Genomic DNA, 13,564 nt, shown 5'->3' on the forward strand with positions numbered 1-13,564 from the left:
TCAGCGCGTGGTGTTGGTTGCGGTCTGGCCGAACATCACCTTCTTCGCTTCCTCGCTCATCGGCTGGCCGTGGTTCGGGTTGGCTTCCACCGCCCGCGCATAGGCGGCTTTGGTGGCGGGGCGCTCGGCGATGGCCTCGAACCAGCGCTTCAGGTTGGGGTGGTCGTCGAGGCGCTGGCCCTGCTTCTCCCACGGCACGATCCAGGGATAGGCTGCCATGTCGGCGATGGTGTAATCGGCGCCCGCGACGAAGGCGCGGTCGGCGAGCCGCCGGTCGAGCACGCCGTAGAGCCGGTTCGTCTCCTTGACGTAGCGGTCGATGGCGTAGGGGATCTTCTCCGGCGCGTATTGCGAGAAATGGTGGTTCTGGCCCAGCATCGGCCCGAGGCCGCCCATCTGCCAGAACAGCCATTGCAGGGTCTCGGCCCGGCCGCGCAGGTCGGCGGGCAGGAAGCGCCCGGTCTTCTCCGCGAGGTAGAGCAGGATCGCGCCCGACTCGAACAGCGAGACCGGCGCACCACCATCGGCCAGCTCGTGATCGACGATGGCCGGCATCCGGTTGTTCGGAGCGATCTTCAGGAAGGCCGGCTCGAACTGCGCGCCCTTGCCGATATCCACCGGGTGGATCGTGTAGGGCAGGCCGGCCTCCTCCAGAAACATCGTCACCTTGTGACCGTTCGGGGTCGGCCAGTAATGCAGGTCGATCATCGCGACACCTTGTCTTCGCGCCCACGAGGGCGATGCCTCAGGCCTGCGGCGAAGTGGGAATGTCGAGCGATCCGATCAAGCCGCTGAGGACGTCCTTTACTTTTCCATGATGAGCTGCCGGGGCGCAGGGAGGGTGGTTCATGGTCTCGGCAGTGTCCACGAGTTCGGCGGGCCTCAGCGCGGCCATGCAGCGCTTCGACGGGGCGGCCTCCCGCGTCGCCTCACCGCAATCTGCCGCCGAGCCGGTCACGGCCGTCACGGAGCTGGCCTCGGCCTCGCTCGGTGTTTCCATCAACACCGCCGTGCTGAAATCCTCGATCGAGACCGAGAAACGCGTCCTCGACATTCTCGTGTGACGAGCAGCGCCTTGCCGGCCGGGACCCGAGGGGGTATCTCCCTCACAGCGTCGGGGTGTAGCGCAGTCTGGTAGCGCATCTGCTTTGGGAGCAGAGGGTCGTAGGTTCGAATCCTATCGCCCCGACCATACCTTCCCCGGAGACGTCAGCCGTCCGATGCCGAGCGCCCGCATCTACCGTCCCGCCAAGGATCCCACGCAGTCCGGGCTCGCCCGCACGAAGCAATGGGTTCTGGAGTTCGACCAGACCGAACCGCGCGAGACCGACCCGTTGATGGGCTGGACCGGCTCCTCCGACATGCTGCAGCAGGTGCGCCTCGAATTCGACACCTCGGACGAGGCGGTGGCCTACGCCAAGGCTTCGGGCATCGCCTACCGCGTCGAGGAGACGCCGCCACCGATCGCGCGCAAGGGCCTCTCCTACTCCGATAATTTCAAGTTCAACCGCACGGCGCCCTGGACGCACTGAGTGTCTCTCACGAGCCGCCCGCCGCGCCGGATGCAGCGGGCGTTTCGTGAGGCTGGACCTCGCGTTCAGCGCCCTTTCCGCTCCGCCCAGGCGCGGTAGGGGCTCGGATCATCGGCAAGCGGGAGGTGGCGCACCTGCATCGGCTGCTCTTCGAGCGGCCGGCACAGCTCGGCATAGATCCCGGCACTGAGCAGACCCTCGGCCTCCGCCTCCTCGGCGGTGAAGGCGAAGTAGCCCTGCTTGACCCCGGCCAGCCGCATCGCCGCATGGCACATCGGGCAGGGCCGCCCGCTGGCGTAGACAATGCAATCGTCGAGCTTGGGCCGGCCGAGCTGCTGGCTCGCCGCGCGGATCGCCACCATCTCGGCATGGTCGCTCGGATCGTTGGTCGCATGGATGCGGTTGGCCGCCCGCGCGACCACCTCCCCATCCCGCACGATCACCGCGCCGTAGGGTCGGCCACCCTCAGCGACGTTGGCGAGGGCGAGTTCGGTCGCCTCGCGCAGATAGCTCTCGTGATCCGGCATCGGTTTTCTTCTCCTCAGAACGCGTAGCGCACCCGGCAATAGGGCATCCGCTCGGCGAGCAGCGCCTTGAAGCGAGCGAGCCATTTCCCTTTCCAGCCGGTGCGGTAGCGCAGGTTTTCGCCGCCGCCTTCCGAGCGCTTGGTCTCCTGAATGTCCGGCCGCCAGAGCAGATCCTCGGCCTTGGGGTGCCAGCCGAGGTTCACCGCGTGCAGCCCGGCATTGTGGGTCAGCATGATGATCTCGCAGGCGAGCTGATTCTTGGCGGCATTCGAGATCGTCCCGTCGATCTCGTCGAACAACGCAGCCCAATCCGCCTCCCAGCCCTCGTAGAGGATCACGGGCGAGAAATTGACGTGGACCTCGTAGCCGGCCCGCAGGAAGTCGTCGATCGCGGCGATCCGCTCGGGGATCGGGGCGGTGCGCACATCGACGACCCGCGCGATCCGCGCCGGCATCAGCGAGAAGCGGATGCGGGTGCGGCCTTGCGGATCGTAGGCGAGGAGATCGCGATTCACGGCCTTGGTCGCGAACGAGCCCTTGGCGTTAGGAATTCCACGGAATTGCGCGACGAGGTCGCGGACGTTGTCGCAGATCATCGCATCGACCGAGAGGTCGCCGTTCTCGCCGAGATCGTAGACCCAGGCTTGCGGGTCGATCTGATCGGGCTCGGGCAGCGGGCCCTGCTTGGCCGCATGGCGCGTGATCGCCGCGCAGACCGCATCGACATTCACGAACAGCGAGATCGGATTGGAAAAGCCCTTGCGGCGCGGCACGTAGCAATAGGCGCAGGCCATCGCGCAGCCGTTCGAAGTCGAGGGCGCGATGAAGTGGGCGGAACGGCCGTTCGGCCGCATCGCGAGCCCCTTCTTCACGCCGAGCACCAGGGTCGATCGCTTGATCCGCACCCAGTCCTCGACCGAGCCGGCATTGCCGTGCAGCTCCGGGATGTTCCAGTGCGACGGGACCGCGATCCGCTCGGCGTTCGGATAGCGGGCCAGGATCTCGCGTCCGCGCGGATAATCGGCCACCGCCGGCTCGTGGAAGATGCGGTCGATGTCGATGAGGTCGCGCGGGGCCATCGCCTGGATCTAGGGCGAGCGCGGCCTTCCGGCGGGGCCTGCGGCGACAGGCCGTCCTGTCAGAGCCGCGCCAGCAGCTCCGCCTTCTTGGCGGAGAACTCTCCCTCGGTCAGCACGCCTTTCTTGTGCAGGTCGGCCAGCCGTTCGAGGATCGAGAGGATGTCGGTCGGGCCCGCACCCGAGGGTGCACCGGAGGGTGCCGCGTGCTGCCGGCTGACGGCAGGGGCCGACGGGACAGGGCTGGCGGCGGGGGCGACCGATGACGACGCGAACGCAGCGACACTCGTGTCCGCCGGCGGTTTGGGCGGCGGAGGCGCCGCCCCCGCATCCCGCTCGACCGGCGTCAGATCTTCCAGCGAGAAGCTCCCCTGCGGTCCGCTGAAGCGCAGCGACGAGCTGCCGCCCTGCTGCTGGCTCACGCCGGTGACGAGGCGGTCCCCGGTGTCGTAGAGGGCGAGCCGCCCGTCGGTCTCGATGGCCAGGCGCCGGCGCTCGGGGAAGAAGGCGTAGCGCGTCGCGTTCTGCGCGCCCGCGCTCGACGGCAGCCCCAGTTCGTCCGGCCACCAGTTGCCCGAGGCGGCTTCTTCGCGAAAACTGGAGAGCGGCAGGGCCGTGGCGAGTTCGGTGCACAGGGCATCGACCTGCGCCTTCAGGGCATGGTCGTTCATGCGCCCAACCATCACCATGCCGCCGCGCGACCACTGCCCGAAGCCGCCGAGATCGGGGTGGTCGAACTGGGCCATGTTGCCCTGGCCCGCCTGGAGCGCGCGCAGCAGATGGCGCACCGCCTCCAGGCTGACGCCGTGCCGCTCGGCCAGAGCCTGAAGCCCGGCGGGCCGATGCTCGGGGTCTTCGATCATGGGTGATGGTCCCCCTCGAACCTGTCCGTGTCGATCGATGAGGGGCCTTGCAACGCGAACCCTCACCGTGAGTTTCGTCCAAGGCCTACCACATCCGCGGCGGCGCGCAGCGGATCGACAAAAATTTGCTGCGTCGCGTCAGACGACACGGAGCTTCGCCGTTCCGTGCACGTTCAGAGTCCGGCTGGACCCGCGGGGGCCGCTATAAGTGAGAATGGGACGATCGATGGCCGATACCGACAGGACTGCGACGCCGAGGCCGCGCACATCGCGCACGCGTATCCGCGAAGGCTCGCCGCATCCCCGCGGTGCGACCTGGGATGGCCGCGGCGTAAACTTCGCGCTGTTCTCGGCCCATGCCACGAAGGTCGAGCTGTGCCTGTTCGATGATGCCGGCGAGAACGAAATCGAGCGCATCGAGCTCCCCGAGTACACCGACGAGGTCTGGCACGGCTATCTGCCGGACGCGCGCCCCGGCACGATCTACGGCTACCGCGTCCACGGCCCCTACGAGCCCGAGGCCGGCCACCGCTTCAACCCGAACAAGCTCCTCATCGACCCCTACGCCAAGGGTCTGGTCGGCACGATCCAGTGGAACCCCGCCCTGTTCGGCTACAAGATGGAGACGGGCGACGACCTCACCTTCGATGAGCGCGATTCCGCGCCCTATACCCGCCGCTCGCGCGTGATCGACCCCGCCTTCACCTGGGGCCGGGATGTGAAGCCGCGCGTGCCGTGGGAGCGCACGATCATCTACGAGACCCACGTGAAGGGGTTCACCAAGCTGCACCCGGCTGTGCCGGAGAAGCTGCGGGGCACCTATGCCGGCCTCGGTAACCCGGCGGTGCTCGACTACATCAAGAGCCTCGGCGTCACCTCGGTCGAGCTGCTGCCGGTCCACTCCTTCGTGCAGGACGACTATCTGCAGCAGAAGGATCTCATCAACTACTGGGGCTACAACACCATCTCGTTCTTCACCCCCGCCCGGCGCTACGCGGCGGTGCCGGATTTCGCCTTCTCCGAGTTCAAGGAGATGGTCGCGCGCATGCACGGCGCCGGCCTCGAGGTGATCCTCGACGTGGTCTACAACCACACGGCCGAGGGCAACGAGAAGGGCCCGACTCTCTCGTTCAAGGGCGTCGATAACGCCTCCTACTACCGCCTGCTGCCGAACCAGCCGCGCTACTACATCAACGACACCGGCACCGGGAACACCTTCAACCTCTCGCATCCCCGCGTGCTGCAGCTCGTCACCGACTCGCTCCGTTACTGGGCGACCGAGATGCGGGTCGACGGCTTCCGCTTCGATCTGGCCACCATTCTCGGCCGCGAGCCCTACGGCTTCGACGAGGGCGGCGGCTTCCTCGACACCTGCCGTCAGGACCCTGTCCTCAACGACGTGAAGCTCATCGCCGAGCCGTGGGATTGCGGCCCCGGCGGGTATCAAGTCGGCGGCTTCCCGCCGGGCTGGGCCGAGTGGAACGACCGGTTCCGCGACGACGTGCGCGGCTACTGGAAGGGCGATGCCGGGCTGCTGCCGGGGCTCGCCTCGCGCATCACCGCCTCGGCCGACAAGTTCAACAAGCGCGGTCGCCGGCCCTGGGCCTCGGTGAACTTCATCACCGCGCATGACGGCTTCACGCTCAACGACACGGTTTCGTACAACGAGAAGCACAACGAGGCGAACGAAGAGGGCAACCGCGACGGGCACGGCCACAACCTCTCCTACAATTACGGCGTCGAGGGCCCGACCGACGATCCCGAGATCCGCTCGGTTCGTTTGCGCCAGATGCGCAACATGCTGGCGACCCTGTTCCTGTCGAAGGGCACGCCCATGCTGCTGGCCGGCGACGAGTTCGCCCGCACGCAGAAGGGCAACAACAACGCCTATTGCCAGGACAATGAGGTGAGCTGGGTCGATTGGGGCGCCATCGGCGAGGAGGAGCGGGATCTGGCCGAGTTCACGCAGCGCCTGATCCTGCTGCGCAACGCCCTGCCGATGCTCTCGCGCGGACGCTTCGTCACGGGAGCCTACGACGAGGAGTTCGGCGTCAAGGACGTGACTTGGCTCACGCCCACCGGCACCGAGATGAGCCCGGAGAACTGGAACGACGGCAACTCGCGCACCCTCGCCGTGCTGCTCGACGGGCGCGCCCAGGCAAGCGGCATCCACAAGCGCGGCGGCGATGCCACCCTGCTGTTGTTCTACAACGCCTATCACGACGTGGTGGACTTCACCCTCCCCGAGGCGCCGGGCGGCACCTCCTGGACGCGGCTGCTCGATACCAACCTGCCCGACAGCCAGGAGGTGGAGAGCTTCGCCGTCGGCGAGAGCTACTCGGTCACGGGGCGCTCGATGCTGATGTTCGTCCTCAAGCCCGTCGAGAACGAGGATGAGGACGAGGAGCACAGCGACATGGAGCGCTCCTACCAGTACGTGATGCAGGCCTTCGAGCGGGCGAATGTCGAGAGCGTGAGCTTCGGCATCGACGAGGAGGCCTGATGGCGCGGGCGAGGGGCCGCTCGCCGCAAGCGGCCCCTGCCGATTTCGATGGGTTCCGGAGCCTCGGCGCTCCGGACCCTATTCTCTTCCCGCAGCCCTATCTTACGCTCTGCTTCGGGGATGCGCCGGCCGTGCCGGCAGCCTCACACGATTTGTCACGCCGCGGGTTCGCATGACCGACATCCCCGAGAAGAGACCCCACGGCGTCCATCCCAGCGTCGAGGCCGGTGCAGAGGGCCACGAGTTCGAGTCCGGCAGCGGCATCTTCTTCGCCGCCGTCGCGATGACGCGCATGCCGATGGTGGTGGTCGATCCGAACCAGGACGACCACCCGATCGTGTTCGTGAACCAAGCCTTCCTGGAGATGACCGGCTACGCTCGGGACGAGGTGATCGGCCACAACTGCCGCTTCCTCCAGGGCCCCGAGACCGATCCAGCGACGCGGGCGCTGGTGCGCGACGCCGTCGCGGCGCGGCGCGACGTCGCCACCGAGATCCTCAACTATCGCAAGGACGGCTCGTCGTTCTGGAACGCCCTGTTCGTGAGCCCGGTCTACAACGCCGCCGGGGACCTCCTGTACTTCTTCGGCTCGCAGCTCGACATCACCCGCCGCCGGTTGGCGGAAGACTCGCTGCATCAGGCCCAGAAGATGGAGGCGATCGGCCGGCTCACCGGCGGCATCGCCCACGATTTCAACAACCTGCTCCAGGTGATCCTGGGCTATGCCGACTCGCTGGCGACCAACCTGGACCGGCCGGACGCCGACCGGGGTCGCATGGGCCGCGCCGTCGGCAATATCCGCGAGGCGGCCGAGCGGGCCTCGACGCTGACGCAACAACTGCTCTCGTTTGCCCGCAAGCAGCGCCTCGACGGCCGCACCCTCAACCTCAACGACCTCGTCTCCGAGACGAAGGAACTGGCCGGGCGCACGCTGGGCGACGCGGTGACGATCGAGACCGATCTCGCCCCCGACCTCTGGCCGTGCCGGATCGACCGGACCCAGGCCGAGGTCGCCCTGCTCAACGTGCTCATCAACGCGCGCGACGCGATGCCGGAGGGCGGGCGCGTCACGATCACGACCCGCAACGAGGAATCCGGCCGGCCCGACGGTTCAGGTCGGCACGTGAGCGTCGCGGTGAGCGATACGGGCGCCGGCATCCCCTCGGACATGCTGGCGCGGGTGATGGACCCGTTCTTCACTACCAAGGAGGAGGGGAAGGGCACCGGGCTCGGCCTGTCGATGGTCTACGGCTTCGCCAAGCAATCCGGCGGATTCGCGCAGATCGAGTCGGTGATGGGGGAGGGGACGACCGTGCGTCTCTCCTTCCCCGCGAGCGACGAGGCCGGTGCGCCGGAGAGCGCAGAACCGGCCGCCATCGTCGAGGAGCGGCCGGGCACGGAAACGATCCTGATCGTGGACGACCGCGCCGACGTCGCCGAACTCGCCCGGGCGATCCTCCGCGATTACGGCTACGGCACCCTGATGGCCCGCCACGGCCGCGAGGCCCTGGAGATCCTGAACGACCATCCGGAGATCGACCTACTGTTCTCCGATCTGATCATGCCCGGCGGCATGGACGGCCTGACGCTCGCCCGCGAGGCGCGCCGCCGCCATCCCGATCTCAAAATCCTGCTCACCACCGGCTATGCCGAGGCCAGCCTGGAGCGAACCGGAATCGAGCGTCCGGAGTTCGATATCCTGAACAAGCCGTACCGCCGTGCCGAGCTGATCCGGCGGGTGCGGGCGGCCATCGATGCGCCGAACCGGAGCTGACCGGCGCGACAGATCGGGAGAGCACCATGGCTCAGGGTGACAAGTCGAAATACACCGACAAGCAGGTTCGCAAGGCGGAGCACATCGCGGAATCCTACGAGTCCCGCGGCGTGCCGGAGAAGGAAGCGGAGGCCCGCGCCTGGGCGACGGTCAACAAGGACGATGGCGGCGGCAAGAAGCCCGGCGGCTCGGGCCGTGGCAAGACGACGGACCATCCCGCCGCGCTTAAAGGCGGTCGCACCGGCGGCACCGCCTCGGCTTCGCGCACGAAGGAGCAGCGCTCCGCCTCGGCCAAGAAGGCGGCCGAGACGCGCAAGCGGAATGCGGCGAAGAAAACGGGCTGAGGCTTCTTAACCCTCCCCCTCAGCGGGGGGAGGGCCGTTAGGCTGGCGCCTCAGACGGCCATCGCCGTCTTCAGGTTCTCATCGACCTTGTCGAGGAAGCCGTTGGTCGTAAGCCATTTCTGGTCCGGGCCGACGAGGAGGGCGAGATCCTTCGTCATGTGGCCGGCCTCGACCGTGTCGACGCAGACCTTCTCCAGGGTCGCGGCGAACTTCGCGAGATCGGCGTTGCCGTCGAGCTTGGCCCGGTGCGACAGGCCGCGGGTCCAGGCGAAGATCGAGGCGATCGAGTTCGTGGAGGTAGCCTTGCCCTTCTGGTGCTCGCGGTAGTGGCGCGTCACGGTGCCGTGGGCGGCCTCGGCCTCCACGGTCTGTCCGTCCGGCGTCATCAGCACCGAGGTCATCAGGCCGAGCGAGCCGAAGCCCTGGGCCGCCGTGTCCGACTGCACGTCACCGTCGTAGTTCTTGCAGGCCCAGACATAGCCGCCCGACCACTTGAGGCACGAGGCCACCATGTCGTCGATCAGGCGGTGCTCGTAGGTCAGGCCGAGCGACAGGAACTTCGACTTGAACTCCTCGTCGAACACCTTCTGGAACAGGTCCTTGAAGCGGCCGTCATAGGTCTTGAGGATGGTGTTCTTGGTCGAGAGGTAGACCGGGTATTTGCGGGCGAGGCCATAGTTGAACGAGGCCCGGGCAAAATCGATGATCGACTGGTCGAGATTGTACATCGACATCGCGACGCCGGCGTCCGGGAACTTGAACACCTCCTTCTCGATGACGGTGCCGTCGTCACCCTCGAACTTGATGGTGAGGCGGCCCTTGCCCGGCACCTTGAAGTCGGTGGCGCGGTACTGGTCGCCGTAGGCGTGGCGGCCGATCACGAAGGGCTGGGTCCAGCCCGGCACGAGGCGCGGCACGTTCGAGCAGATGATCGGCTCGCGGAAAATGACGCCGCCGAGGATGTTGCGGATCGTGCCGTTGGGCGACCGCCACATCTCCTTGAGCTTGAATTCCTCGACGCGGGCCTCGTCCGGCGTGATCGTGGCGCATTTCACGCCGACGCCGTGGCGCTTGATCGCCTCGGCCGCATCGATCGTCACCTGATCGTTCGTGGCGTCGCGGTGCTCGACACCGAGATCGTAATAGTCGAGATCGAGATCGAGGTAGGGGTGGATGAGCTTGTTCTTGATCTCCGCCCAGATGATCCGGGTCATCTCGTCGCCGTCGAGCTCGACGACCGGATTGGCCACCTTGATCTTCGCCATGTCGGTCCCTCAGTTGCCCGGTGCCGCGCGCCCGGCCGGCTGCCCTTCGCGCGTCTCTCCGGAACCCTGTCGCCGCCCCTATAACGCAGCGCAGCAAGGCGACAAAGCCGGGCTCGGGCAGCCTGTTTCGGATGCGCGAAACTGTTACCTGCCTCTGCGGAACGGCAGCAGGCCGCGCAGGCGAAATCCGAGCCAGATCAGGATGGCGAGGGCGATCAGGTTCAGCGCAACGGTAAAATCCTCCCGCGGAGCCAGCGAGAGGGCGTAGCCGCCCTTGCGCGCCGCATCGAACTGCCAGCCCAGCACGAGCCCGCCCTCCGCCGGCGCACGGAGAAACACGTCGGCGAGCAGCCAGCCGCTCGCCGAGATGCGGACGGTGAGGCCCGCGCTGACGAACCAGATCACCTGGGCGAGCTGCACCGGCACGGAGAGGGTGTAGCCCAGGCGCCGGTCCTGCCAGAGCGCGACACCCGCGACCACGCTCGCCGCCAGCACCAGCCCGATGAACAGCACGCCGGGCAGCAGGGTGAGCGGCACCGCGGCACCAGTCTGCATCAGGTCGTGCAGGAAGGCCCACAGGCCCACCAGCCCGCCCTGGATCTCGATCAGTGCCACGGTGTAGCGCAGGCCGTCGCGGTCGTTTCCGGTCTCCGTCATGGGAGGCGGGCATAGACGAGGCGGCACGCCACGGCCACCCGGCGCGGCGCGGTCACCGGCCAAAGCGAGTGTCGCTCCCGCACAAGAGCGCACGCCACGGCCGCGCTATGTGGCCTGGACAAACCCGGCTGCCGCTGCGACGACCCGCGCGTCAAGAAAAACGGCCGATCACGAGGAAGGACACACCATGAGCGACCGCATCATCCTGCGCGCCGGCGAGGCCCTCGTTGCGGGCGGCCCGCCCAACACGGCCTCCGAGCCCGAGGTCATCATCGGCGAGCTCGACGGGCCGGTCGGCACCGCGCTCGCCACCCTCACCGGCGATCAAGTCGTCGGCCACAGCCGCGTCTTCGCGCTCCTGAACACCGACATCATGGTCCGCCCGGTGACGCTGTGCGTCTCCAAGGTGAGCGTGACCGAGAACAAGTACACCTCGATCCTGATGGGAACGGTGCAGTACGCCATCGCCAACGGCGTGCTCGACGCGGTGCGGGCCGGCTACATCCCCAAGGAGAAGGCCAACGACCTCGGCATCATCTGCTCGGTCTGGCTCAGCCCCGGCGTGATCCAGGCCGAGAGCGTCGATCACAAGGCGCTGTTCGAGATCCAGCGCAAGGGCATGACCGAGGCGATCCGCAAGGCCATGACCAACGAGCCCTCGATCGACTGGCTCCTCGAGAACCAGGACAAGATCGTCCACAAATACTACCAGATGGGTCTCGACGGTAAGATCTGATCTTTTTGGAGGATCGCGTCGTCGGCATTGCCGGCGGCGCGCTTCGATGCGTTTGAGTGTCGAAAAGAATGAGCGCCCCCGTCGTCATCCTGGTCGAGCCGCAACTTGCCGAGAATATCGGCATGACCGCCCGCGCCATGGCGAATTTCGGTCTGTCCGAGTTGCGCCTGGTGGCGCCCAAGAACGGCTGGCCGAAGAAGGGCGTGCGCGAGGCGGCCTCCGGCGCGACTTACGTGCTCGACGGGGCCAAGGTCTACGCCACGCTGCCGGAGGCCATCGCCGACCTGCATTTCCTCCTCGCCACCACCGCCCGCGAGCGCGGGCAGATGAAGCGGGTCTTCGCGCCCGAAGACGCCATGACGGCCACCGCCGAGCGGATCGGTCGCGGCGAGCGGATCGGGCTGATGTTCGGGCGCGAGCGGGTGGGCTTGAGCAACGACGAGGTGTCGCTGGCCGACGCCATCGTCACCTTCCCGGTGACGGACGAGTTCCCCTCGCTCAACCTCGCCCAGGCCGTGCTGCTGATGGGCTATGAGTGGCGCCGCGCCGCCGGCCTCGCCACCCTGCGCTTCTCCGGCGAGATGCTGTCGCCACCCGCCACCCGCGAAGCGATGCTCTCGCTGTTCGCGAGTCTGGAGGAGACGTTGGCGGGGGCCGGCTTCTACCCGCCGGAGAAGCAGGAGATCATCGCCCGCAACATGCGCGACATGCTCCACCGCATGGCGATGACCGAGCAGGACGTGCGCACCTTCCGCGGAGCGCTGCGGGCGTTGAACCGGAAGGCTCGCAAGACCGACGAGGCGTAGGGCCTACCGCTGCACCAACCCGAACCGCGTCAGGCAGACATGCTTGGCGAGCGACGCCGGCGCGATCGGCACCGCAGGCGTTGTCCCGTAGGGCTCTCCGGTGGCGGTGTCCTCGGGCGCGCGAAAGGCGCCGGGGACGTAGCTGGTCTCGCACTGGTCGAACTTGTTGCACACGGCGAGCTTGGTGCAGATCGTCTGGCCCGCCCGCTCGTAGACGTAGTAGGTCGCCCCGGAATAGGGCGGCCGGGGAAGGACTCGGTCCGCACCGTCGTGACGTCCGCGGCGCTCGCCGCCACCGGCGACACGAGCGCTGCGAGAAGTCCCCATCCGACCCCTGCGCGCATCACCCGCCTCTTCCCCCGACGCTTGAGCATCAATCGATCCGGATCACGATCTTGCCGACATGCCCGGCCTCGGCCAGGGCTTTGAGAGCCGCCGGCGCCTCGTCGAAACCATAGACCCGGTCGATCACCGGCTTGATCCCGTGCAGGGCGATCGAGCGGTTCATGTCCTCGAACATCTCCCGTGGGCCAACGGCGACGCCGCGCACGATGCAGCTCGCGCCGAGGATCGCCAGCGGGTCGAACGCCTCGCCCTGAGCCAGCAGGCCGATCAAGCCGATATGCCCACCGGGCCGGGTCGAGGCGATGGAGCGCGGGAGCGTCCCGGTGCCGCCGACCTCGACCACGTGATCGACGCCGGTTCCGCCGGTCAGCCGGCGCACCTCGCTCTCCCAATCGGGATGGGTGCGGTAGTTGATCGTGTCGTGCGCGCCGAGCGCGCGGGCCTTCTCCAGCTTGGCATCGCTCGATGAGGTGGCGATGACCCGCGCCCCGGCCGCGTGGGCGAGCTGGATCGCGAAGATCGAGACGCCGCCGGTGCCGAGCGTCAGCACCGTCTCGCCGGCCCGCAGGGGCTTGAGCCCGTAGAGCGCGTTCCAGGCCGTCACCGCTGCGCAGGGCAGCGTCGCCCCTTCCTCGAAGCTGAGATGATCGGGCAGCGTGACGAGCCCGTCCTCGTCGAACACCTGATACTCGGTCAGCACCCCGTCGATGGCGCCGCCGAGCGCGGTCTGCCACGTGTCGGACACCTGCGCGCCGCCGAGCCAGCTCTGCGAGAAGATCCCGGCGACCCGCTCGCCGCCGGTGAAGCGGCGCACGCCGGCGCCGATCGCCACGATCTCACCCGCCCCGTCCGAGAGTGGGATCAACCGGTCGAGATTGACCGCGAACGGGTAGCGGCCCTGGCAGATCAGCAGATCGCGGTAGTTGAGGGAGGCGGCGCGCATCCGCACCAGAACCTGCCCGCGGCCTGGTTCGGGCGTCGGGCGCTCGGCACTCTTCCAACTGTCGAGGCCGGCGGCAGCGGACATCTCGTAGGCGCGCATGGCGGTCTCCCGTGGGGTTTCTCGCGTCTTGGGTTCGACGCGGGCACTCATGGCAGGCGCATATGGGAAGAGGCCGCCCGAAGGCGACCTCTTC

Annotated in this window: 15 protein-coding genes and 1 tRNA gene; 8 read left to right on the forward strand and 8 right to left on the reverse strand. The window is 67.7% G+C overall.

The annotated features are described in order from the left end of the window. Nucleotides 1-708 carry a glutathione binding-like protein gene (locus MSPGM_RS15665; protein ID WP_003597952.1) on the reverse strand — a complete coding sequence of 236 codons (708 nt, stop codon included), beginning with the start codon at nucleotides 706-708 and terminating at the stop codon, nucleotides 1-3. Between the two features lie 140 nt (nucleotides 709-848). On the opposite strand from MSPGM_RS15665, the gene MSPGM_RS15670 reads away from it, so the two are divergent. The 3 genes from MSPGM_RS15670 (at nucleotide 849) to MSPGM_RS15680 (ending at nucleotide 1,532) form a co-directional block, all read left to right on the forward strand. Next, nucleotides 849-1,064, forward strand: a complete 216-nt coding sequence (locus MSPGM_RS15670) for a hypothetical protein (protein ID WP_003597951.1) — start codon at nucleotides 849-851, stop codon at nucleotides 1,062-1,064. A 51-nt stretch (nucleotides 1,065-1,115) separates the two neighbouring features. Then, nucleotides 1,116-1,192, forward strand: a tRNA-Pro gene (locus tag MSPGM_RS15675). 28 nt (nucleotides 1,193-1,220) lie between these two features. Beyond that, nucleotides 1,221-1,532: an ETC complex I subunit gene (locus tag MSPGM_RS15680; protein WP_003597950.1), complete on the forward strand. Its 312-nt coding sequence runs from the start codon at nucleotides 1,221-1,223 to the stop codon at nucleotides 1,530-1,532. A gap of 65 nt (nucleotides 1,533-1,597) precedes the next feature. Here the strand turns inward: MSPGM_RS15680 and MSPGM_RS15685 are convergent, their stop codons facing one another. Genes MSPGM_RS15685 through MSPGM_RS15695 form a run of 3 tightly spaced genes read right to left on the reverse strand, consistent with a single transcriptional unit; the run spans nucleotide 1,598 to nucleotide 3,998 of the window. Beyond that, entirely contained in the window at nucleotides 1,598-2,059 is a 462-nt protein-coding gene (locus MSPGM_RS15685) for a nucleoside deaminase (protein WP_003597949.1), read from the reverse strand. A 14-nt stretch (nucleotides 2,060-2,073) separates the two neighbouring features. Beyond that, entirely contained in the window at nucleotides 2,074-3,138 is a 1,065-nt protein-coding gene (locus MSPGM_RS15690) for a spore photoproduct lyase family protein (protein ID WP_003597948.1), read from the reverse strand. A 59-nt stretch (nucleotides 3,139-3,197) separates the two neighbouring features. Continuing rightward, nucleotides 3,198-3,998, reverse strand: a complete 801-nt coding sequence (locus tag MSPGM_RS15695) for an SHOCT domain-containing protein (RefSeq protein ID WP_012753251.1) — start codon at nucleotides 3,996-3,998, stop codon at nucleotides 3,198-3,200. A 226-nt stretch (nucleotides 3,999-4,224) separates the two neighbouring features. Between MSPGM_RS15695 and glgX the strand changes: the two genes are divergently transcribed. From glgX to MSPGM_RS15710, 3 genes are all read left to right on the forward strand, one after another. Further along, nucleotides 4,225-6,501, forward strand: a complete 2,277-nt coding sequence (gene glgX / locus MSPGM_RS15700; RefSeq protein WP_003597946.1) for a glycogen debranching protein GlgX — start codon at nucleotides 4,225-4,227, stop codon at nucleotides 6,499-6,501. Between the two features lie 172 nt (nucleotides 6,502-6,673). Further along, nucleotides 6,674-8,275: a hybrid sensor histidine kinase/response regulator gene (locus MSPGM_RS15705; protein ID WP_003597944.1), complete on the forward strand. Its 1,602-nt coding sequence runs from the start codon at nucleotides 6,674-6,676 to the stop codon at nucleotides 8,273-8,275. Nucleotides 8,276-8,301: 26 nt separating this feature from the next. After that, nucleotides 8,302-8,619 carry a hypothetical protein gene (locus tag MSPGM_RS15710; RefSeq protein WP_003597943.1) on the forward strand — a complete coding sequence of 106 codons (318 nt, stop codon included), beginning with the start codon at nucleotides 8,302-8,304 and terminating at the stop codon, nucleotides 8,617-8,619. A 50-nt stretch (nucleotides 8,620-8,669) separates the two neighbouring features. Here MSPGM_RS15710 and MSPGM_RS15715 read toward each other — a convergent pair whose 3' ends face one another. Together MSPGM_RS15715 and MSPGM_RS15720 are read right to left on the reverse strand one after the other, a co-directional pair. Next, the gene (locus MSPGM_RS15715; protein ID WP_003597941.1) at nucleotides 8,670-9,884 is read right to left on the reverse strand and encodes an NADP-dependent isocitrate dehydrogenase; all 1,215 of its coding nucleotides are present in this window, start codon (nucleotides 9,882-9,884) and stop codon (nucleotides 8,670-8,672) included. 144 nt (nucleotides 9,885-10,028) lie between these two features. Continuing rightward, a complete protein-coding gene (locus MSPGM_RS15720) occupies nucleotides 10,029-10,541 on the reverse strand; it encodes a hypothetical protein (protein ID WP_003597940.1) in 513 nt (170 codons plus the stop codon). A gap of 187 nt (nucleotides 10,542-10,728) precedes the next feature. Here MSPGM_RS15720 and MSPGM_RS15725 point away from each other — a divergent pair, with 187 nt between their 5' ends. Both MSPGM_RS15725 and MSPGM_RS15730 read left to right on the forward strand, forming a co-directional pair. Then, nucleotides 10,729-11,277 carry a formaldehyde-activating enzyme gene (locus MSPGM_RS15725; RefSeq protein ID WP_003597938.1) on the forward strand — a complete coding sequence of 183 codons (549 nt, stop codon included), beginning with the start codon at nucleotides 10,729-10,731 and terminating at the stop codon, nucleotides 11,275-11,277. A 68-nt stretch (nucleotides 11,278-11,345) separates the two neighbouring features. Further along, a complete protein-coding gene (locus tag MSPGM_RS15730; protein ID WP_003597936.1) occupies nucleotides 11,346-12,083 on the forward strand; it encodes an RNA methyltransferase in 738 nt (245 codons plus the stop codon). Nucleotides 12,084-12,086: 3 nt separating this feature from the next. Here the strand turns inward: MSPGM_RS15730 and MSPGM_RS15735 are convergent, their stop codons facing one another. Both MSPGM_RS15735 and MSPGM_RS15740 read right to left on the reverse strand, forming a co-directional pair. Next, on the reverse strand, nucleotides 12,087-12,410 hold the full coding sequence (locus MSPGM_RS15735; protein WP_261925703.1) for a hypothetical protein: 324 nt from the start codon (nucleotides 12,408-12,410) through the stop codon (nucleotides 12,087-12,089). A 46-nt stretch (nucleotides 12,411-12,456) separates the two neighbouring features. Beyond that, the gene (locus MSPGM_RS15740; RefSeq protein ID WP_003597932.1) at nucleotides 12,457-13,470 is read right to left on the reverse strand and encodes a zinc-dependent alcohol dehydrogenase family protein; all 1,014 of its coding nucleotides are present in this window, start codon (nucleotides 13,468-13,470) and stop codon (nucleotides 12,457-12,459) included. Between the last annotated feature and the right edge of the window lie 94 nt (nucleotides 13,471-13,564).

It is taken from the genome of Methylorubrum sp. GM97, from assembly GCF_024347855.1.
Lineage (GTDB): Bacteria > Pseudomonadota > Alphaproteobacteria > Rhizobiales > Beijerinckiaceae > Methylobacterium > Methylobacterium extorquens.